13 protein-coding genes are annotated in these 19,119 nt (G+C 71.0%); 9 read left to right on the top strand and 4 right to left on the bottom strand.

All coding sequences use genetic code 11. From position 1 onward, the window contains the following. Positions 1 to 109: 109 nt before the first annotated feature. Complete coding sequence (locus tag RAB71_RS19740; protein WP_041500701.1) at positions 110 to 2,539, bottom strand: glucose/quinate/shikimate family membrane-bound PQQ-dependent dehydrogenase; 2,430 nt, start codon at positions 2,537 to 2,539, stop codon at positions 110 to 112. A 346-nt stretch (positions 2,540 to 2,885) separates the two neighbouring features. On the opposite strand from RAB71_RS19740, the gene RAB71_RS19735 reads away from it, so the two are divergent. From RAB71_RS19735 to RAB71_RS19715, 5 genes are all read left to right on the top strand, one after another. Beyond that, complete coding sequence (locus RAB71_RS19735; RefSeq protein ID WP_010341884.1) at positions 2,886 to 4,028, top strand: efflux RND transporter periplasmic adaptor subunit; 1,143 nt, start codon at positions 2,886 to 2,888, stop codon at positions 4,026 to 4,028. Between the two features lie 10 nt (positions 4,029 to 4,038). Further along, a complete protein-coding gene (locus RAB71_RS19730; RefSeq protein WP_010341883.1) occupies positions 4,039 to 7,167 on the top strand; it encodes an efflux RND transporter permease subunit in 3,129 nt (1,042 codons plus the stop codon). Continuing rightward, positions 7,164 to 8,612: an efflux transporter outer membrane subunit gene (locus tag RAB71_RS19725; RefSeq protein ID WP_040901424.1), complete on the top strand. Its 1,449-nt coding sequence runs from the start codon at positions 7,164 to 7,166 to the stop codon at positions 8,610 to 8,612. The genes RAB71_RS19730 and RAB71_RS19725 overlap by 4 nt, the downstream gene beginning before the upstream one ends. 425 nt (positions 8,613 to 9,037) lie before the next feature. Further along, positions 9,038 to 9,895 (top strand): PA4780 family RIO1-like protein kinase, encoded by an 858-nt coding sequence (locus tag RAB71_RS19720; protein ID WP_010341880.1) that lies wholly within the window; start codon positions 9,038 to 9,040, stop codon positions 9,893 to 9,895. A gap of 268 nt (positions 9,896 to 10,163) precedes the next feature. Next, positions 10,164 to 11,117, top strand: a complete 954-nt coding sequence (locus RAB71_RS19715; RefSeq protein WP_010341879.1) for an alpha/beta hydrolase — start codon at positions 10,164 to 10,166, stop codon at positions 11,115 to 11,117. Between the two features lie 351 nt (positions 11,118 to 11,468). Here RAB71_RS19715 and mnmG read toward each other — a convergent pair whose 3' ends face one another. Both mnmG and RAB71_RS19705 read right to left on the bottom strand, forming a co-directional pair. Beyond that, positions 11,469 to 13,358, bottom strand: coding sequence for a tRNA uridine-5-carboxymethylaminomethyl(34) synthesis enzyme MnmG (mnmG, locus tag RAB71_RS19710; RefSeq protein WP_010341878.1), 1,890 nt, complete (start codon positions 13,356 to 13,358; stop codon positions 11,469 to 11,471). 509 nt (positions 13,359 to 13,867) lie between these two features. Next, positions 13,868 to 14,389, bottom strand: a complete 522-nt coding sequence (locus tag RAB71_RS19705) for a hypothetical protein (protein ID WP_010341877.1) — start codon at positions 14,387 to 14,389, stop codon at positions 13,868 to 13,870. A 164-nt stretch (positions 14,390 to 14,553) separates the two neighbouring features. On the opposite strand from RAB71_RS19705, the gene RAB71_RS19700 reads away from it, so the two are divergent. The 4 genes from RAB71_RS19700 (at position 14,554) to RAB71_RS19685 (ending at position 18,224) form a co-directional block, all read left to right on the top strand. Beyond that, positions 14,554 to 15,513 (top strand): pyridoxal-phosphate dependent enzyme, encoded by a 960-nt coding sequence (locus RAB71_RS19700; protein ID WP_104609536.1) that lies wholly within the window; start codon positions 14,554 to 14,556, stop codon positions 15,511 to 15,513. Further along, positions 15,498 to 16,133, top strand: a complete 636-nt coding sequence (locus tag RAB71_RS19695) for a YdcF family protein (RefSeq protein ID WP_010341873.1) — start codon at positions 15,498 to 15,500, stop codon at positions 16,131 to 16,133. Before RAB71_RS19700 ends, RAB71_RS19695 begins: the two co-directional genes overlap by 16 nt. Before the next feature lie 31 nt (positions 16,134 to 16,164). Further along, on the top strand, positions 16,165 to 16,593 hold the full coding sequence (locus tag RAB71_RS19690; RefSeq protein ID WP_010341872.1) for a ketosteroid isomerase-related protein: 429 nt from the start codon (positions 16,165 to 16,167) through the stop codon (positions 16,591 to 16,593). Between the two features lie 116 nt (positions 16,594 to 16,709). Next, on the top strand, positions 16,710 to 18,224 hold the full coding sequence (locus tag RAB71_RS19685) for a glycosyltransferase family 39 protein (RefSeq protein WP_010341871.1): 1,515 nt from the start codon (positions 16,710 to 16,712) through the stop codon (positions 18,222 to 18,224). Here the strand turns inward: RAB71_RS19685 and bioC are convergent. Next, positions 18,192 to 19,082: a malonyl-ACP O-methyltransferase BioC gene (gene bioC, locus RAB71_RS19680; RefSeq protein WP_010341870.1), complete on the bottom strand. Its 891-nt coding sequence runs from the start codon at positions 19,080 to 19,082 to the stop codon at positions 18,192 to 18,194. The genes RAB71_RS19685 and bioC overlap by 33 nt on opposite strands. Positions 19,083 to 19,119: the final 37 nt, after the last annotated feature.

Genomic DNA, 19,119 nt, shown 5'->3' with positions numbered 1-19,119 from the left:
CCCCATGTGTCGGCCAACCTGCGGCGTCTCGGTCGAGGCGCTGTGAGGTCTCACGAACGCGGGTCCATCCATTGCCACCGCACGCAGGTGGCAATGGCGTGCCGTTTTCCTACTTGGCGTTCGGCAAGGCGTAGGCGATCACGTAGTCGCCGCGGTCCGGCGACTGCCGCGCGCCGCCGGCGGTGATCACGATGTACTGCTTGCCGGTCTTGGTCGACACGTAGGTCATCGGCCCGCCCTGGCTGCCCACCGGCAGCCGCGCCTTCCACAGTTCCTTGCCGGTGTCGCTGTCGAACGCGCGCAGGTAGTAGTCCTGGGTGCCGGCGATGAACACCAGGCCGCTCTGCGTGGCCAGGGTGCCGCCCAGGGTCGGCATGCCGACCGGAATCGGCAGGTGCATCTTGAAGCCGAGCGGGCCGGTGTCCTGCACGGTGCCCACCGGCACCTGCCAGGCGATGCGGCGGGTCTTCAGGTCGATCGCGCTGAGCGTGCCGAACGGCGGCGCCTGGCAGGGGATGCCCAGCGCCGACAGGAAGCGGTTCTTGTTGACCGCGTACGGCGTGCCCTTCAACGGCACCGCGCCCATGCCGGTGTTGACCGCCTCGCCGCCGCTGGAGGCGGCGGCCTTCTCGGCCTTCTGCGGAATCATCTGCACCCACAGGCCCAGGCGCATGTCGTTGGCGAACACCACGTCGTGCACCGGGTCGACCGACAGCCCGCCCCAGTTCATGCCGCCCAGCGAGCCGGGGAAGCTCAGCGACACATCGGTGCCGGGCGCGGTGTACAGGCCCTCGTAGCGCATCTTCTTGAAGGCGATGCGGCACAGCATCTGGTCCAGCAGGGTGGCGCCCCACATGTCCGCTTCGCTCAGGTGCTTGGTGCCAATCTGCGGCATGCCCACCGACAGCGGTTGGGTCAGCGCATACGGTTCGTGGGGGATGTCGGCGGCCTTCACCGGCACCTCGCGGACCTCGGTCAGCGGCGTGCCGGTGGCGCGGTCGAGCACGTACAGCTGGCCGGCCTTGGTGCCGATGATCAGCGCCGGCACCTTGCGGCCGTCGGCCATCGGGAAGTCGATCAGGCTCGGCTGCATCGGCAGGTCGAAGTCCCACAGATCGTTGTGCACGGTCTGGTAGACCCACTTGACCTGGCCGGTGCTCGCATCCAGCGCGGTGATCGAGGCGCCGAAGCGGTGGTCCAGCGCGCTGCGCTCGGCACCGTACAGGTCGGTGGACGGGCTGCCCATCGGCAGGAACACCGTGTTGGACGCGGCGTCGTAGGACATCGGCGCCCACACGTTCGGCGTGCTGCGCACGTAGGTCTTGCCCGCGGCCGGCGGCTGTGTGTCCTGCGGGTTGCCCGGATCGAAGGCCCAGCGCTGCGCGCCGGTGATCACGTCGAAGCCGCGGATCACGCCGCCGGGCATGTCGGCCTGCACGTTGTCGGCGACGCGGCCGCCCACCACCACCGTGGTCCCGGCCACGGTCGGCGCCGAGGTCAGCTGGTAGAACGGATCGGGTGCGGCGCCGAGGCCGGCCTTCAGGTCGATCTGGCCGTTCTGGCCGAAGCCGCTGCAGAACGCGCCGGTATCCGCGTCCAGCGCGATCAGCCGCGCGTCGATGGTGTTGGTCAGCACGCGGCGCCGGCAGTTGGCGCCGGCCGGCAGCACCGCCGCCGCCACCGGCGAGGCGTTGGCGGCGCTGGGCTGGGCCAGCGCCGCGTCGGCATCGAAGTAGGCCAGGCCGCGGCAGCGCTGCCAGACCGAGGACTGCGCGTTGATCTCGCGCTTCCACAGTTGCCGGCCGCTGCTGGCGTCCAGCGCGATGACGTTGTTGTGCGGCGTGCACACATACAGCGTCTCGCCGATCTGCAGCGGGGTGGTCTGGTCCTCGGCGCCGTTGCCGTCGCTGACGGCGACATCGCCGGTGCGGTAGGTCCAGGCCACCTGCAACTGGTCGACGTTGCCGCGGCCGATCTGGTCCAGCGCGGCGAAACGGCTGCCGCCGGCGGTGTTGCCGTAGTGGTTCCAGTCGCGCTGCGCCTGCGCCGGGGTCACCGGCACCGGTGCCGGGCCGGGGCCGCTGGCGGCCACCGGCGGATGCGGCACGAACATGCCGGCCAGGCCGCCGGCGCAGGCCAGCGCCAGCACCGCTGCCAGCGCATACGCGCCGCGGCCGCCGGGCAGGCCGCGGGCGCGGCGCAGGGTCGGGTAGACCAGGGCGACCAGCAGCGCCAGCACCGCCGGCATCATCAGCCGCGACACCAGCGGCCAGAACGCCAGGCCGGCGTCCCAGCACGCCCAGGCCACGCTCAGTACGAAGGCCAGTGCGTACAGCCACGCACCGGCCGGACGCCGGCGCAGCAGCAGCACGGCCGAGACCACGCAGGCCGCGCCCATCGCCAGGAAGTAGAGGCTGCCGCCGAGGGTGGCCAGGCGGATGCCGCCGACCAGCAGCGCCAGCCCGATCAGCGCCAGCAGCAGGCCGACGCTCCACAGCACGATCCGGCCGCCGGCCGACACATCCGATTGGGTTTGCACGTTTTCGATCCTCTGCAGGGGAGACGCACGGCGTCCGCGAAGGGCCACGAGCGTGGCGAAGGCGGGGCGTGCGCACGATGACATGCCGCGTCTGGAAAGGACGTCGCCACGTTGGGCGATTATCGCATTTGTGTTCGGTAATAGAACGAATGGCGGTGCCCGCCGACGCGACGCTGCGTGCCGGTTTCCGACGTTTCTCCGACCTTGGTGAAGCCCGTACAACGCACTGTTACAGGGATGGTGCGATGCGACACATCCGTGGAGTAGCGTTGCGCGTTTCTTCCCAGCCGCACTCCCCATGTCCGACCTCTTCCAGGCGCCTCGTCGTCCCGTTCGCTGTGCCGTATTGCTGGCCATTGCCGTGGCCGGAGGCTGCTCCGGCGACAAGCCGGCGGCCGCGCCACCGCCGCGGGTGGGGGTGCTGACCCTGGGCGCGCGCACGCTGCCGGTGGAGCGCACCCTGGCCGGTCGCACCGTGGCCTACGAGACCGCCGACGTGCGCCCGCAGGTCGGCGGGCTGCTGCGCCAGCGCCTGTTCCAGGAGGGCCAGGAGGTCAAGGCCGGGCAGGCGCTGTACGTGATCGATCCGGCGCCGTACCAGGCCGCCTACGACATCGCCCGCGGCAACCTGGTGCAGGCCGAGGCGGCGCTGGCCAGCGCGCGGCCCAAGGCCGAGCGCACCCGCAGCCTCACCGACATGGACGCGGCCAGCAAGCAGGATGCCGACGACGCGGTGTCCGCGCTGCGCCAGGACGAGGCGGCGGTGGTCGCGGCCAAGGCGGCGTTGCAGGCGGCGCGCATCAACCTCGACTACACCCGCATCACCGCGCCGATCTCCGGCACCATCGGCACCTCCGCCTACACCGTCGGCGCGCTGCTCACCGCCGCGCAGGACGCGGCGCTGACCACCATTCAGCGCCTGGACCCGATCTACCTTGACGTTACCCAGTCCAGCACGCAGATGCTGGCGCTGCGCCGCCAGCTCGACGCCGGGCAGATCCACGCCATCGACGGCAAGGCGCAGGTGCAGGTGCGGCTGGAGGACGGCAGCACGTACCCGCACGCCGGCACCCTCGAATTCGTCGGCACCCAGGTCAACGCCGGCACCGGCAACGTCACCCTGCGCGCGGTGGTGCCCAATCCCGAACACCTGCTGCTGCCGGGCATGTACCTGCGCGCGGTGCTGCCGATGGCCACCGACCAGGGCGCGGTGCTGGTGCCGCAGCAGGCGGTGACCCGCGACAGCAAGGGCGAGCCGGTGGTGAAGCTGCTGGATGCGCACGACAAGGTGGTGGAGCGGCACATCCGCACCGGCGAGGCCATCGGCCACGACTGGCTGGTGGAGTCCGGGCTCAAGCCGGGCGAGCGCCTGATCGTGGTCAACGGCAGCCGTGCCGAACTCGGCAAGCCGGCGCAGCCGTATCCGGTCACCGCCGCCCAGCTCGATGCCGCGCCGGCGCTGCCAGGCGACGACGCCCAGGCCGACTGAGGACTCCCGCATGTCGCGCTTCTTCGTCAACCACCCGGTGGTGGCCTGGGTCATGGCCATCGTCATCGTCCTGATCGGCATGCTGGCCATCCATGGGCTGCCGGTCGAACGCTATCCGCACATGGCGCCGCCCACCATTACCGTGCGCGCCACCTACACCGGCGCCTCGGCGCAGACGGTGGAAAACACCGTCACCCAGCTGATCGAGCAGTCGCAGCAGAGCCTGGACCACCTGCTGTACATGACCTCCACCAGCGCCTCGGACGGCACCGCGCAGGTCAACCTGGTGTTCGAGACCGGCACCAACGCCGACACCGCGCAGGTGCAGGTGCAGAACCAGTTGCAGTCGGTGATGTCGGTGTTGCCGCAGGCGGTGCAGCAGAACGGCCTGGTCATCACCAAGTCCAGCGGTTCGCTGTTCGAGGTGGTGGCGTTCACCTCCGACGACGGCAGCATGGACAACTTCGATGTCGCCAACTACATGGAATCGAACATCGACGACCAGATCAGCCGCGTCAGCGGCGTCGGCAACATCCAGCCGATGGGCTCGGAATACGCCATGCGCATCTGGCTGGACCCGGAGAAGCTGCGCAAGTACGCGCTGATGCCCTCGGACGTGGAGAACGCGCTGCAGTCGCAGAACACCGACGTGTCGGCCGGCGAGATCGGCGGCCAGCCGGCGCTGCGCGGGCAACGCCTGGACGCCACCGTGACCACCCGCAGCCGCCTGCAGACCCCGGCGCAGTTCGGCGCGATCGTGCTCAAGAGCGATGCCAGCGGCGCGGCCGTGCATCTGTCGGACGTGGCCAGGATCGGCCTGGGCCCGGAGACCTACGACAGCATCACCCGCTTCAACGGCAAGCCCTCGGCCTCGCTGGGCATCGAGCTCAACTCCGACGCCAACGCGGTGGAGACCTCCAGGGCCATCGACCAGCGTCTGCAGGAACTCAAGCAGTACTGGCCGCACGGCTTCAACTACCACATCGCCTTCAGCACCACGCCGTTCGTCACCACCTCGATCAAGGAAGTGGTGATCACCCTGATCGAGGCGGTGCTGCTGGTGGTGGCGGTGATGTACCTGTTCCTGCAGAACTGGCGGGCCACGCTGATCCCGACCATCGCCGTGCCGGTGGTGCTGATGGGCACCTTCGGCGTGCTCGCCGCGTTCGGCTACTCGATCAACACCCTGACCATGTTCGCGATGGTGCTGGCGATCGGCCTGCTGGTCGACGACGCCATCGTGGTTGTGGAGAACGTGGAGCGGGTGATGGGCCAGGAAGGCCTGCCGCCGAAGGAAGCCACGCTGCGCTCGATGCAGCAGATCGGCGGCGCCCTGGTCGGCATCGTGCTGGTGCTGACCGCGGTGTTCGTGCCGATGGCGTTCTTCAACGGCGTCACCGGCGTGATCTACCGCCAGTTCTCGATCACCATCGCCGCCTCGATGATCCTGTCGGTGCTGGTGGCGATGACCCTGACCCCGGCGCTGTGCGTGACCATCCTCAAGCCGCTGCACCAGGGCGAAGCGCCGATCGGCTCGCACGGGCGCCTGGGCTGGTTCTTCATCTGGTTCAACACCCGCTTCCGGCACCTGTCCGAGCGCTACCGCACGCTGGTCGAGCGGGTGCTGGGCAAGCGCGCGCTGGGCCTGGTCGCCTATGCGCTGCTGATCGCGGTCACCGGCCTGCTGCTGTGGCGCCTGCCCGGTGCGTTCCTGCCCGACGAGGACGAGGGCATGCTCAACGTGCTGGTCAAATTGCCCGCCGGCTCCACCCTGGAGCAGACCCTGGCGGTGACCGACCGGCTGACCAAGGCCGCGCTGAAGGATCCGGGCGTGCGCTCGGTGCTGTCCTCGGCCGGCTTCAGCGTCACCGGCGCCGGCCAGAACGTCGGCATGGCCTTCGTGCGGCTGAAGGACTGGGACGATCGCGACGACGATGCGGCGACCATCGCCGACCATCTGAACAAGGCGCTGGCCGACGTGCCCGACGCGGAACTGTTCGTGACCTCGCCGCCGGCGATCACCGGCCTCGGCGACGCCTCCGGCTTCACCTTCGAGCTGATGGACTACGAAGGCGCCGGCCATGCCGCCCTGGTCGCCGCGCGCGACAAGCTGCTGCGTCTGGCCCAGCACGATCCCAAGCTGATGAACGTGCGCTACGCCAGCCTGGAAGACGCGCCGGTGTACGCGGTCAAGATCGACGACGCCAAGGCGCAGGCGCTGGGCGTGGACCCGGGCGACATCAACGCCACGCTCAACAGCGCGCTCGGCGGCGACTTCGTCAACAACTTCATCTACAAGGGCCGCATCAAGAAGGTCTACGTGCAGGGCGATGCCGACGCACGCATGGCGCCGCAGGACCTGGACCGCTGGACGGTGCGCAACGGCGGCGGCGACATGGTGCCGATGTCGGCGTTCACCCGCTCGCACTGGACCAGCGCACCGGCCGCGCTGGAACGCTACAACGGCGTGTCGGCGATGGAGCTGACCGGCCAGGCGGTGCCCGGGGTCAGCTCCGGCGCGGCGATGGACGCGATGGCCGAACTCAGCAAGCAATTGCCGCACGGCTTCGGCTACGCCTGGTCGGACATGGCCTACCAGGAAAAGCTGTCGGCCAACCAGGCGCCGGCGCTGTATGCGATCTCGCTGCTGTTCGTATTCCTGTGCCTGGTGGCGCTGTACGAGAGCTGGTCGATTCCGTTCGCGGTGATGCTGGCGGTGCCGGTGGGCGTGTTCGGCGCAGTGCTGCTGATGACCCTGCGCGGGCTGGAGAACGACGTGTACTTCCAGGTTGGCCTGCTGACCACGGTGGGCCTGGCGGCGAAGAACGGCATCCTCATCGTCGAGTTCGCGCGCGACCTCGAGCACCGCGGCGAAAGCCTGCTCGCCGCGACCCTGCACGCAGTGCAGATGCGTCTGCGGCCGATCCTGATGACCTCGCTGGCGTTCCTGCTCGGCGTGCTGCCGCTGGTGTTCAGCAAGGGCGCCGGTTCGGCCGCGCGCCACTCGCTGGGCACCGGCGTCACCGGCGGCACCCTGGCCTCGATCACCCTGGGCCTGTTCTTCGTGCCGCTGTTCTACGTGATCGTGCGCCGCCTGTTCCCTGGACCGGCGGTGGCCAAGTCGGAGGCGCAGGCATGAGCGCGATCTCTCGGATGAGTGTGGCGGTGACCACGCTGCTGGCCCTGTCCGGCTGCACACTGGCGCCGACCTACGTACGCCCGGCGGCGCCGGTGCCGGCCGACCTCGCTGCGGTCGATGCGGCGACCGCCGCGGGCACCGCCACCGACACCCTGGCGATGCCGGACTGGCAGCAGGTGTTCCTGGATCCGCGGCTGCGCCAGACCATCGCGCTGGCCTTGCAGAACAACCGCGACCTGCGCGTGGCGGTGCTGTCCATCGACAAGGCGCGTGCGCAGTACCGAATCCAGCGCGCCGCGCAGTTGCCCTCGTTCGACGCCAACGCCAGCATGAGCCGCGGCCGCAGCAGCGCCGCCAGCAACGACGACGGCGTCTCCCAGGTCAGCACCAGCGACACCCTGCAGGTGGGGCTGAGCAGCTGGCAGCTGGATCTGTTCGGGCAACTGCGCAGTCTCAAGCAGGAAGCCCTGCAGAACTGGCTGTCCAGTGCGGAAAACCAGCGTAACGTGCGCCTGACCCTGGTCGCCCAGGTCGCCGCGGCGTGGCTGACCGTGGGCGCCGACCAGGCGCAACTGGATCTGGCGCAGCAGACCCTGGACAGCCAGGCGCAGACCCTGCAACTGACCGAACGCCGCCACAGCATCGGCAGCGCGTCCGGGCTGGATCTGGCGCAGCAGCAGACCAGCGTGGAGTCGGCGCGCGTGGCCGTCGCCAGCGCCGCCACCCAGCTGGCGCAGGCGCGCGATGCGCTGCAATTGCTGGTCGGCGCGCCGGTGGAGGCGGCGCTGCTGCCCACCGCGCAGGCGATGCAGGACAGCGTGGCGCTGGCGCCGCTGCCGGCGCACCTGTCCTCGACGGTGTTGCTGCAGCGTCCGGACGTGCTCGCCGCCGAGCACAGCCTGCAGGCGGCCAATGCCGACATCGGCGCCGCGCGCGCGGCGTTCTTCCCGTCGCTGAGCCTCACCGCGTCCACCGGGCGCAGCAGCGATGCATTGTCCACGCTATTCTCCGCCGGCAGCCGCACCTGGTCGTTCGTGCCCAGCATCACCGCGCCGATCTTCCACGCGGGCGCGCTGAAGGCCTCGCTGGACGCCTCCAAGCTCGGCAAGGACATCGCCGTGGCGCAGTACGAGAAGGCGATCCAGTCGGCCTTCGCCGAAGTGGCCGACGCCCTGGCCACGCGCGACCACCTGCAGGCGCAGCTGACCGCGCAGCAGGCCCTGGTCGACGCCAGCCAGCGTAGCTACACCCTGGCCGACGCGCGCTACCGCGCCGGCCTGGACGGCCACTTGCCGGTGCTGGATGCGCAGCGTTCGTTGTTCGCCGCGCAGCAGGCGCTGATCGCACTGCGCCTGCAGGACGCCAGCAACCGCGTCACCCTGTACCAGGTGCTCGGCGGCGGCGCCGACGCCCAGGCCCCGGCTCAGGCCGCTACCGCGCCCTGAACCGCGATCGAGACAGGCCCCAGGCGGGCCTGCGGCGAGCGCGAAGCAGGCCTGTGCGAGCCTGAGCGAGCAGGAGCGTCGTCACGCACGACGCTCCCTTGTGGGAGGGACTTCAGTCCCGACGCGACGGCAATCGAACGCCTACCCAACCATCCACCCAGGCAACGCCTCGCGCGCGCCCTTGCCCACAACACGACAGCCCTGCGCCACCGTCTCGAAAGCTGAACGCGGCGATGCACCTCGGCGGATGTCGTAGACAAATGCCGGACGCCGCCGCGCCGCCGATCGTTCGTCGCAAAAGCCACAGCCCGCGCCGGACGCCGCTTCAGCGCGTTGGCGCCACCCTCGCGCCGCGGCGGCGTGCCCGGCACCACACCAGGCTTGCGCCATAATCGCGGCGACTCACTCCAGGTATGCCGCACCCGATGAAGATTCCCCCGAGCCTGCAGCCGCTGATCGACGATGGCGTCATCGACGGCGTGCTGCGCCCGCTCAAGAGCGGCAAGGAAGCCGCGGTCTACGTGGTCCAGGCCGGCGACGACGTGCTCTGCGCCAAGGTCTACAAGGACATGGCGCAGCGCAGCTTCCAGGCGCGCGTGCAGTACCAGGAAGGGCGCAAGGTGCGCGGCAGCCGCCAGGCGCGGGCGATCGGCAAGGCCAGCAAGTTCGGCCGCCGCGAGCAGGAAGCGGCGTGGAAGGACACCGAGGCCAACACCCTGTACCAGTTGGTGGACGCTGGCGTGCACGTGCCGCAACCGCGCGGCTACTTTCACGGCGTGCTGCTGATGGACCTGGTCACCGACGCCGACGGGCAGAGCGCGCCGCGGCTCAGCGAAGTCGAACTGGAGCCGGCGCAGGCGCAGGCCTTCCACGCGCAACTGGTCGGCGACGTGGTCAGGATGCTGTGCCTGGGCCTGGTCCACGGCGACCTGTCCGAATACAACGTGCTGGTCGGCGCCGACGGCCCGGTGGTGATCGACTTCCCGCAGGTGGTCAGCGCCGCCGGCAACAACGCCGCCCGCAGCATGCTGCTGCGCGACGTGCATAACCTGCGCGACTGCCTGGGCCGCTTCGCGCCCGAGCTCAATGCCACCCACTACGGCGAGGAGATGTGGGCGCTGTACGAGAAGGGCACGCTGCGCCCGGACAGCGTGCTCACCGGCCGCTTCACCTTCGACAGCCGTCGCGCCGACGTGCGCGCCGTGCGCGCCTCGATCGAGGACGCGCGGCAGGAAGCCATCATCCGCCAGCAGGGCCGCGAAGCCGCCGCGCAGGACGACTGAGCCGCGTTCCGCCACGCAGCGCGCAAGTCCATGCTGCGCCGCAATGTGGCGGCACCGCGTGCGCGCCCGCCGCCAGCGTGTGCCCCAAGCCGCGCAATGCCTCGCCACGCCTGCATCGCACGCGCATCCGCGCCGCGACGATCGGCCGCCTGTCGCTGATCCGCCGCTGGCGCGCACGGGCGTCCCGGTTCGCTTATTTGCGAAAATGGTTATTGAAAATAACAATCTGCCCGACGCCGCTTGCGTAGCCGCCCCGGGAGGGCCACCCATGTATTTCGATCCAGACGTCGTCCGTTTCTTCGCCCAGGCCCAGCAGTCCGGGCAGCCGCCGATGGAGGAACTGCCCTTGCCCCAGGCGCGGGCGATGATGCGCGGCGTCGCCGCGCAGTTCGGTTTCCCGCGCGTGGAGATGGCCGAGCTGCGCGACCTGCAGGCACCGGGCCCGGCCGCCCCGATTCCGCTACGCCTGTACCGCCCGCACGGCCTCGACACGGGGCCGGCGCCGACCTGCCTCTACGCGCACGGCGGCGGTGGCGTGGTCGGCGACCTCGATTCGCACGACGACGTGTGCAGGCAACTGGCTGCGCGTGCCGGTTGCCAGGTGCTGGCGGTGGACTACCGGCTGGCGCCCGAGCATCCGGCGCCGGCTGCTATCGAGGACGTGATCGCGGTGGTGCAGTGGCTGGCCGCGCACCCAGGCGAGGTCGGCGCCGATCCGCAGCGCTTGGCCATCGCCGGCGACAGCATGGGCGGCGCCCTGGCGGCCAGCGCCGCAGTGGCCGCACGCGATGCCGGCATCGCCCTGCGCTGCCAGATCCTGATCTATCCGCTGACCAACCTGCGTGCGGACAATCCCTTCCCCTCGCGCGTGCACAACGCCGGCATCCCGCCGTTGACCGAAGCGGCGATGCGCTTCTTCGACCGTCAGTACCTGCCCGACCCGTCGCTGGGGTCGGACTGGCGCATCTCGCCGGTGGTCGCGCCGGACGTGGCCGGCGTTGCCCCGGCGCTGGTGGTGCTCGCCGAGCGCGACGCGCTGCACGACGAAGGCCTGCACTACGCGCAGCGCCTGCGCGAGGCCGGCGTGGAAACCCTGGTGCGCGTCCACCCCGGCATGATCCACGGCTTCATCAACATGGGCAGCGTGATGCGCGTGGCCGGCGAAACCCTGGACCTGGCCGCGCTGCTGCTGCGCCAGCGGCTGCTGCCGGTGGCCACGTAGGACTGAGCCTCACCGCAGCGCGTACCACCTCCCGGCAATCGCCGCCGGTGCTGGCACGCGCTGCCTCGCCTGGAGCCATGTGCCAGTCGCGCGGATGCGTCGGCTTCCGTAGTCAAAGCCCCTCTCCCCCCGGGAGAGGGGTTGGGGTGAGGGTCCGGGAGCGCAGCGCCGCTCCGGACCTTAGTGCACCATCCGTACCCTCATCCGCCCCTTCGGGGCACCTTCTCCCGAGGGGAGAAGGGAAAAACAAGGAGCGGCTTCAGCCGCGACGGGGCATTGCCGATACGCCCAGATCGCGGCTGAAGCCGCTCCTGCGTGGGAGTGCTGCGCGCGATGCGCGTTCGCGACCGATCACGCCACCCGACTGCGGCGCGCCCGCTCCAGATGCACCAGCAGCAGCGAGATCGCCGCCGGGGTCATGCCGGGGATGCGCTGCGCCTGGCCCACGGTCTGCGGGCGTACGCGCTCGAGCTTCTGCTGCACTTCGGCCGACAACCCGCGCACCTGCGCATAGTCGAAGGCGGCCGGGATCGGGGTGTCCTCGTGGCGCTGCTGGCGCGCGATCTCCTCGCGCTGGCGGTCCAGGTAGCCGGCGTACTTAATGCCGATCTCCACCTGCTCGGCCACCTGCGCGTCGGCCACGCCGGGACCCAGCGACGGCACCCGCATCAGCGCGGCGTAGTCCAGTTCGGGGCGCTTGATCAGGTCCAGCACGGTGGTCTCGCGGCTCACCGCCACGCCCAGCGTGGCCGCGACCTCGCGGCCCAGCGCGTTGCCCGGCGTGGCCCACAGACCGCGCAGGCGCTCGTTCTCGCGCGCCACCGCCTCCTGCTTGGCCTGGAAGCGGACCCAGCGCGTTTCGTCGACGATGCCCAGGTCGTGGCCGATGCCGGTCAGACGCGCGTCGGCGTTGTCCTCGCGCAGTTGCAGCCGGTACTCGGCGCGGCTGGTGAACATGCGGTACGGCTCGCTGGTGCCATGGGTGATCAGGTCGTCGATCAGCACGCCGATGTAGGCCTGGTCGCGGCGCGGCGACCACGGCTCCAGCCCGCGCACCTGGCGCGCGGCGTTGAGGCCGGCGATCAGGCCCTGCGCAGCGGCTTCCTCGTAGCCGGTGGTGCCGTTGATCTGCCCGGCGAAGAACAGCCCGGGCATCGCCTTGGTCTCCAGCGAGGCCTTGAGCCCGCGCGGGTCGAAGAAGTCGTACTCGATGGCGTAGCCGGGGCGGGTGATGCGCGCGCGCTCGAAGCCGCGGATCGAACGCACCAGCTCCAGCTGCACATCGAACGGCAGCGAGGTGGAGATGCCGTTGGGATAGATCTCGACCACGTCCAGGCCTTCCGGCTCGACGAAGATCTGGTGGCTGGCCTTCTCGGCGAAGCGCACTACCTTGTCCTCGATCGAGGGGCAGTAGCGCGGGCCGATGCCTTCGATCTGGCCGGTGTACAGCGGCGAGCGGTCCAGCGCGCCGCGGATGATGGCGTGGGTGCGCTCGGTGGTGTGGGTGATCCAGCACGACACCTGGCGCGGATGCTGCGCCACCTCGCCCAGGAACGACATCACCGGCAGCGGATCGTCGCCGGGCTGTTCCTCCATCGCCGTGTAGTCCAGGCTGCGCCCGTCGATGCGCGGCGGGGTGCCGGTCTTGAGCCGGTCCACGCCGAAGCGGCCGTCGCGCAGCGCCTGCGCCAGCGCGGTGGCCGGCGGATCGCCGGCGCGGCCGCCGGCGTACTGGGTCTGGCCGATGTGGATCTTGCCGGCCAGGAAGGTGCCGGCGGTCAGCACCACCGCGGCCGCCTCGAAACGCAGCCCGGTCTGGGTCAGCACGCCGCGCACGCGCTCGCCGTCCATCACGAGGTCGTCCACCGCGGCCTGGAACACGGTCAGGTTCGGCTGCGCCTCGACCAGGCGCCGGATCGCGCTGCGGTACAGGCTGCGGTCGGCCTGGCAGCGGGTCGCGCGCACCGCCGGGCCCTTGGACGCGTTGAGGGTGCGCCATTGGATGCCGGCCAGGTCCGCGGCGTGGGCCATCGCCCCGCCCAGCGCATCGATCTCCTTGACCAGGTGGCCCTTGCCGATGCCGCCGATGGCCGGGTTGCAGCTCATCGCCCCCACCGTCTCCACGTTGTGGGTCAGCAGCAGGGTGCGGGCGCCGGCGCGCGCGGACGCCAGCGCCGCCTCGGTGCCGGCATGGCCGCCGCCGATCACGATCACGTCATGGCGGTAGAAAGAGTCGCTCATCGGGGTCTCGTCGGCCGGCGCGGGGCCGGCGGCAGGGGGCGGCACGGCGGGTCGCCCAGGGTGTGAACAGGAATTTTAGCGGTTGCATCACAAATTGCAGATCCGGGCCTCAAGTTGGCACGCAATCTGCAGATATTCCTACTGCACCCAACGTGGCAATGCGTCAGGGGCGTATGACTGGAATTGGAACAGGGGCCAGTCACGCGCACGTTGGGGGAGCTGGGGGCCGGTAGTCGGGGGACTACCGGCCCTTTTTTATGCCCGTCTTTCGCCGGTTGCCGGCGCCGCGCCAGCAATGACAAGGCCCCAACGCGAAAAGCCCCGGCGGACCGGGGCTTTTCGTTGTGAGGCGCCGACGCCCGACAGGGCCGGAACAGGGGGGATCCAGATTTCCCTGCCGGACATCGACATAGACGGTGGGGTCAACCCCTTCGGGTCATAAAGCGACGCAGGCGGTCACCCCGTAGGACGTAGAGTGCGTGCTGGGACAGGCGAACGCAAGCCCTTTCTCAGGGTTCGAGTGTGCGACGTGTCCCATTGCTGCGTCCCATATTGCCGGGGCGCGGTGCGGGCGGCCGCTGGACCCCCTCGGGGCGCTGCATCGCCGGGCGCGGCGGCTGCATCGACTGCGGCCGCGGCGTCGAATTGAGCGCGTCCGGACGGCGCAGGCGGTCCAGGTTGCGCCAGGGCGACGGCACCCGACCGCCGACGCTGGGTGGCGGCGGCGGCGGTGCCGAACCGCCGTCGTCCGGCCGCGGGCGCGGCGGCGGGCGGTGGCGCGGGCCGTCGTAGCCGCGATAGTAGTAATACGGCACCCCGTACCCGTAGTAGCCGTAGTAGGCCGGGCCGTAACCGTAATAGGGCACGGCGCCGTACGGCGAGTAGTACTCGGAGTAACCGGGCGGATAGCGGTATTCGACCGAGGGCGCGCCACGGTAGTAGCCACCCTCACCGCCTCCGGCGTAGTCGTAGGTGGCACAGCCGCCCAGTGCGGCCAGCAGTCCAGCGGCGCAGATCAGGCGCAGTTTCATGGCGTTTGCCCTCCAGCAGGCTGGCTGACAGGTTCGGTCCGTTGCATTGAATCCCCCCTTAACTTCCCGCGGTGCACTTGAACGCTTAAGTCGCGCGCAACGGCGGCGAACCTGCGCCGGTTGCGGACGCTGCAGTTTGGCGACGATACGCTACCCTTTCGCGCATGGTCTCACGTTTTCTGCCCGAGTTCGGCGACGTCCTGGCGGCCGCCGCACGCATTGCCGCGCACGCGCGGCCCACCCCGGCGCTGCGTTCGCGGGCGCTGGATGCCGCCACCGGTGCGCAGCTGTACTTCAAGGCCGAACACCTGCAGCGCGGCGGCGCGTTCAAGTTCCGCGGCGCCTGCAACGCGGTGTGGGCGCTGGACCCGGCCCAGGCGGCCTGTGGGGTGGTCACCCACTCCTCGGGCAACCACGGCGCGGCCCTGGCCCTGGCCGCGCGCACCCGCGGCATCGGCTGCCACGTGGTGGTGCCGGACGGCGCGGTCGCCGCCAAGCTCGCCAACATCGCCCGCCACGGCGCCACGCTGTGGCGCTGCGCGCCGAGCATCGCCGCACGCGAGGCGCTGTGCGCGCAGGTGCAGCGCGACACCGGCGCGACCCTGGTGCATCCCTATGCCGATCCGGCGGTGATCGCCGGGCAGGGCACCGCCGCGCTGGAATTGCTGGACGCCAGCGGCGGGCTGGACCTGCTGGTGGTGCCGGTGGGCGGCGGCGGCCTGGCCGCGGGCAGCCGCCTGGCGCTGTCGGCGCGGGCGCCGCAGGCGCAGCTGCTGCTGGCCGAGCCAGCCGGTGCCGCCGACACCGCGCGCTCACTGGCCGCTGGCGAGCGCCGCCTGGACATGGTCCCGGACACCGTCTGCGACGGCCTGCGCGGCAGCCTGGGCGCGCCGAACTTCGCCCTGCTGCACGGCCATGCCGAGGTGCTGGTGGTCGAGGACGCGGCCACCGTGGCGGCGATGCGGCTGCTGTGGCAGGTGCTCAAGCAGGTGGTGGAGCCGTCCTCGGCGATCGCCCTGGCGGCAGTGCTGGCGCAGCCGGCGCGTTTCGCCGGGCGCCGGGTGGGGGTGATCCTGTCCGGCGGCAACGTCGACCTGGACGCCCTGCCGTGGGGCGCGGCATGAGCGCGCGGCGCGGGTTCCGCTGGCTGCGCTGGCTGCTGCGCCTGGCGGCGCTGCTGGGGCTGTGGTTGCTGGGCGTGGCGATCTACATCGTCTGGGTCGGCGACCGCGACCAGGCGGCGCCGGCCGACGCGATCATCGTGCTCGGCGCGGCGGCCTACGACGCCAAGCCCTCGCCGGTGTTCGAGGAGCGCATCCGCCACGGCCTGGACCTGTACCAGCGCGGCTACGCGCCGACCCTGATCTTCACCGGCGGCTTCGGCAACGGCGCGCGCTTCGCCGAGTCGCAGGTCGCAAGGCGCTACGCGCTGCGCCACGACGTGCCGGCCGACGCGATCCTGATCGAGACGGTCTCGCGCACCACCCGGCAGAACCTGATCGAGGCGCGCCGGCTGATGCGCGAACACGGCCTGCACCGGGCCATCGTGGTCAGCGATCCGCTGCACATGGCGCGGGCGCTGCGGCTGTGCGAGGAGCTGCAGATCGACGCGCTGGCGTCGTCGACGCCGAGCAGCCGCTTCCGCAGCTTCCAGACCCGCTGGCGCTTCCTGCTGCAGGAGCTGTACTTCTTCCATCGCGACCTGCTGGAGCGGGGCGTCGAGCACGGCGGCGAGACCGTATGATGGGCCTTTCCCCGGCCGGAGGGCTGCAGCCATGAGCAACCACGGAGTTCCTGCGCAGGACCAGGCCATCGCCCTGGTCCAGGCCTATTACGCGGCGTTCAACCGCGGCGACTGGGACGGCATGCTGGGCATGCTCAGCGACGATGTCGCCCACGATCTCAACCAGGGCGCGCGCGAGACCGGCAAGGACGCGTTCGCCGCCTTCCTGCAGCGCATGAACGCCAGCTACCGCGAGCAGCTGCACGACATCGTGGTGCTGGCCGCACAGGACGGCCGCCGCGCCGCCGCCGAGTACGTGGTGCATGGCGAATACCACCACACCGATACCGGCCTGCCGGAGGCGCGCGGCCAACGCTACGTGCTGCCGGGCGGGGCGTTCTTCGACATCCGCGACGGCAGGATCGCCCGGGTCAGCAACTACTACAACCTGGAAGACTGGATCGCGCAGGTCTCCGCCTGAGCCGCGCGCCGGCCCGAGGCCGGCGCGTTCGCGCTGTCGCAAAACTGTCCGCCGGCCGTCATCTGCGGCCGCAGGCGCGGTGACTATGGTCGCCGCGTCGACCGAGAGGACTGCCGATGCGCGCGCTGCTTCGTTCCCCGGCCGTCGCGGTGGCGCTGCTGGCCTGCACGCTCGCGCTGGCCCTGCTCGGCGCCCGCGGCATCTGGGATGCCGACGAGGGCCGCTACTCCAATGTCGCGTTGAACATGCTGCACAGCGGCGACTGGCTCACACCCCGCCGCAGCGAGGACGTGGCGCACTGGACCAAGCCGCCGCTGACCTACTGGGCGATCGCCGCCAGCGTCGCCGTGTTCGGGCCGTCGCCCTGGGCGGCGCGGTTGCCGTCGGCGCTGTCCTACCTGCTGTGCGTGCTGCTGGTGTGGCGCCTGGCCGCGCGGCTGTTTCCCGAACGCCCTGAGCTGCCGGCGCAGGCGGCGCTGCTGTACGCGACCATGCTGGCGCCGTTCGGCGCGGCGCAATGGATTTCCACCGACTTCCTGCTCGCCGCCTGCGAGACCCTGGCGGTGTGGGCCTTCGTCGAAGCGCGGGCGCATCCGCCCGGACAGGGCAAGCGCTGGATCGCGGCGATGTGGGCCGGCTTCGCCCTGGCGTTCATGACCAAGGGGCCGCCGGGCCTGCTGCCGCTGCCGGCGCTGCTGCTGTTCAACGCGGTGACGCCGGGGCCGCCGCGGCGCGCGCTGCAGCTCTCCGGCATCGTCCTGTTCGTGGTGCTGGCGCTGCCCTGGTACCTGGCGGTGATCCGCGGCCATCCCGGATTGCTGCAGTACTTCGTCGGCGACGAGGTGGTCAAGCGCGTGGCCAGCGACGCGTTCGGGCGCAACGCGCAGTGGTACGGCTGGGCGGTGGCGTATGCGCCGATCCTGGTCCTGGGCACGCTGCCGTGGACGCCGGCGCTGGCGCGTTGGGCCTGGCAGTTGCCGCGGCAGCTGCGGGAATGGTGGCGCGATCCGGCGCTACGCCTGCAGCAGGCTGCGCCGCTGCTGCTGACCCTGTGGCTGCTGCTGCCGCTGCTGGTGCTGTGCCTGTCGCGCTCGCGGCTGCCGCTGTACGTGCTGCCGCTGTTCGTGCCGCTGGCGTTGCTGGCGGCGTGGCAGCGCGCGCAGGAGGGGCGCGCGCCGTGGCGCTGGCCGTGGCTGCTGGGCTGGTGCGGGTTGCTGCTGGCGCTCGAACTGGCCGTGGCGCTGCTGCCCACGCACAAGGATGCCGGCGCCTGGGCGCAGGCGATCGCGCAGCGTGCCGGCGCGCCGGTGCGCGAGGTGGTGTTCGTCGAGGACATGGCGCGCTACGGCCTGCGCCTGGAACTGGGCGCGCAGGTGCGCAAGATCCGCCTGGACCCGTTGTCCGACACGCCGCGCTTCGGTCCCGAATACGACGCCGATCTGCTCACGGTGTTGCGGCAACCGCGCGCCGGGCGCGTGTGGGTGTGCAAGCAGGACGCCTGGCCGCAGGTGGCCGCGCGCCTCGCCGCGCAGGGGGCGCAGGCGCAGGTGTTGGGCACGCCCTACCAGGGCCGGGTGCTGTTCCGGGTGCGGCCGGACTCAGTCGCCGCGGCGGCGGATCGGGATCGCTGACAGCGGCACCGCGGCGATCTCGCCGCCGCCCTCGCGGATCGGTGCGCCCGGCGGGGGCGCCCAGGCATGTGCGTAGATCACTTCCCAGGTGCTGGGCAGGGTGCCGTCGGCGCCGCGCAGCGGCTCGTAGGCGGCAGTGGCGGCGGCGAACCGGCCGCGGCCGGTGAGGGTATGGCGGCGCGCCTGCAGCGCGTTGGTGGCGCCGATCGCGCGCAGTTCGCGCATCAGCGCGGCAAGGTCCGGATAGGTGAGGTTGAACACGTCGCGGTCCAGCACCGGATCGCGGAAGCCGGACAGCATCAGCGCATCGCCGAACTGCGCGATCGGCGCAAAGCGGCTCACGTGCGGCGTGGTGCGGTCGGCCTGGGCAAAGGCCTCGCGCAGCTCGATCAGGGTGTCCGGGCCGAAGCTGGAGCACAGCAACAGGCCGCCGGGGCGCAGCACGCGGCGGAACCCGGCGAACACCGCCGGCAGGTCCTCGACCCACTGCAGGCACAGATTGCTGAAGATCACATCGACGCTGTGCTCGGCCAGCGGCAGGGCGCGCGCGTCGGCGCAGACGCGGCCGAACGGCTTCCACCAACCGGCCTGGCGCTTGGCCTGCTGCAGCATCGGCAGGGCCTGGTCGAGCGCGATCACCTGCGCGCGCGGCCAGCGCTTCTTCATCGCCGCCGCGGCATGTGCCGGACCGCTGCCCACGTCCAGCATCACCTGCGGCACGCGGTCGCCGAGGTAGTCCAGCGATTCCAGCAAGCGCCCCTGCACCTCGCGTTGCAGCGCCGCGGCGGCGTCGTAACTGGCGGCCGCACGCGCGAAGGCGCGGCGGATGTGCTGGGAGTCGAACGCGGAAGGATCCATCCGCGCATTATCGCCGCCGGCGTCGCGCCGCGGCCAG

Origin of the sequence: Xanthomonas sacchari (assembly GCF_040529065.1) — a bacterium.
Lineage (GTDB): Bacteria > Pseudomonadota > Gammaproteobacteria > Xanthomonadales > Xanthomonadaceae > Xanthomonas_A > Xanthomonas_A sacchari.
This window is presented reverse-complemented; position numbering and strand designations above follow the sequence as displayed.

Bases quoted from the DNA above. Each gene is read 5' to 3' on its own strand.
- RAB71_RS19730 (WP_010341883.1), top strand. From the start codon at position 4,039: ATGTCGCGCTTCTTCGTCAACCACCCGGTGGTGGCCTGGGTCATGGCC.
- RAB71_RS19725 (WP_040901424.1), top strand. From the start codon at position 7,164: ATGAGCGCGATCTCTCGGATGAGTGTGGCGGTGACCACGCTGCTGGCC.
- RAB71_RS19720 (WP_010341880.1), top strand. From the start codon at position 9,038: ATGAAGATTCCCCCGAGCCTGCAGCCGCTGATCGACGATGGCGTCATC.
- RAB71_RS19715 (WP_010341879.1), top strand. From the start codon at position 10,164: ATGTATTTCGATCCAGACGTCGTCCGTTTCTTCGCCCAGGCCCAGCAG.
- mnmG (WP_010341878.1), bottom strand. From the start codon at position 13,358: ATGAGCGACTCTTTCTACCGCCATGACGTGATCGTGATCGGCGGCGGC.
- RAB71_RS19705 (WP_010341877.1), bottom strand. From the start codon at position 14,389: ATGAAACTGCGCCTGATCTGCGCCGCTGGACTGCTGGCCGCACTGGGC.
- RAB71_RS19700 (WP_104609536.1), top strand. From the start codon at position 14,554: ATGGTCTCACGTTTTCTGCCCGAGTTCGGCGACGTCCTGGCGGCCGCC.
- RAB71_RS19690 (WP_010341872.1), top strand. From the start codon at position 16,165: ATGAGCAACCACGGAGTTCCTGCGCAGGACCAGGCCATCGCCCTGGTC.
- RAB71_RS19685 (WP_010341871.1), top strand. From the start codon at position 16,710: ATGCGCGCGCTGCTTCGTTCCCCGGCCGTCGCGGTGGCGCTGCTGGCC.
- bioC (WP_010341870.1), bottom strand. From the start codon at position 19,082: ATGGATCCTTCCGCGTTCGACTCCCAGCACATCCGCCGCGCCTTCGCG.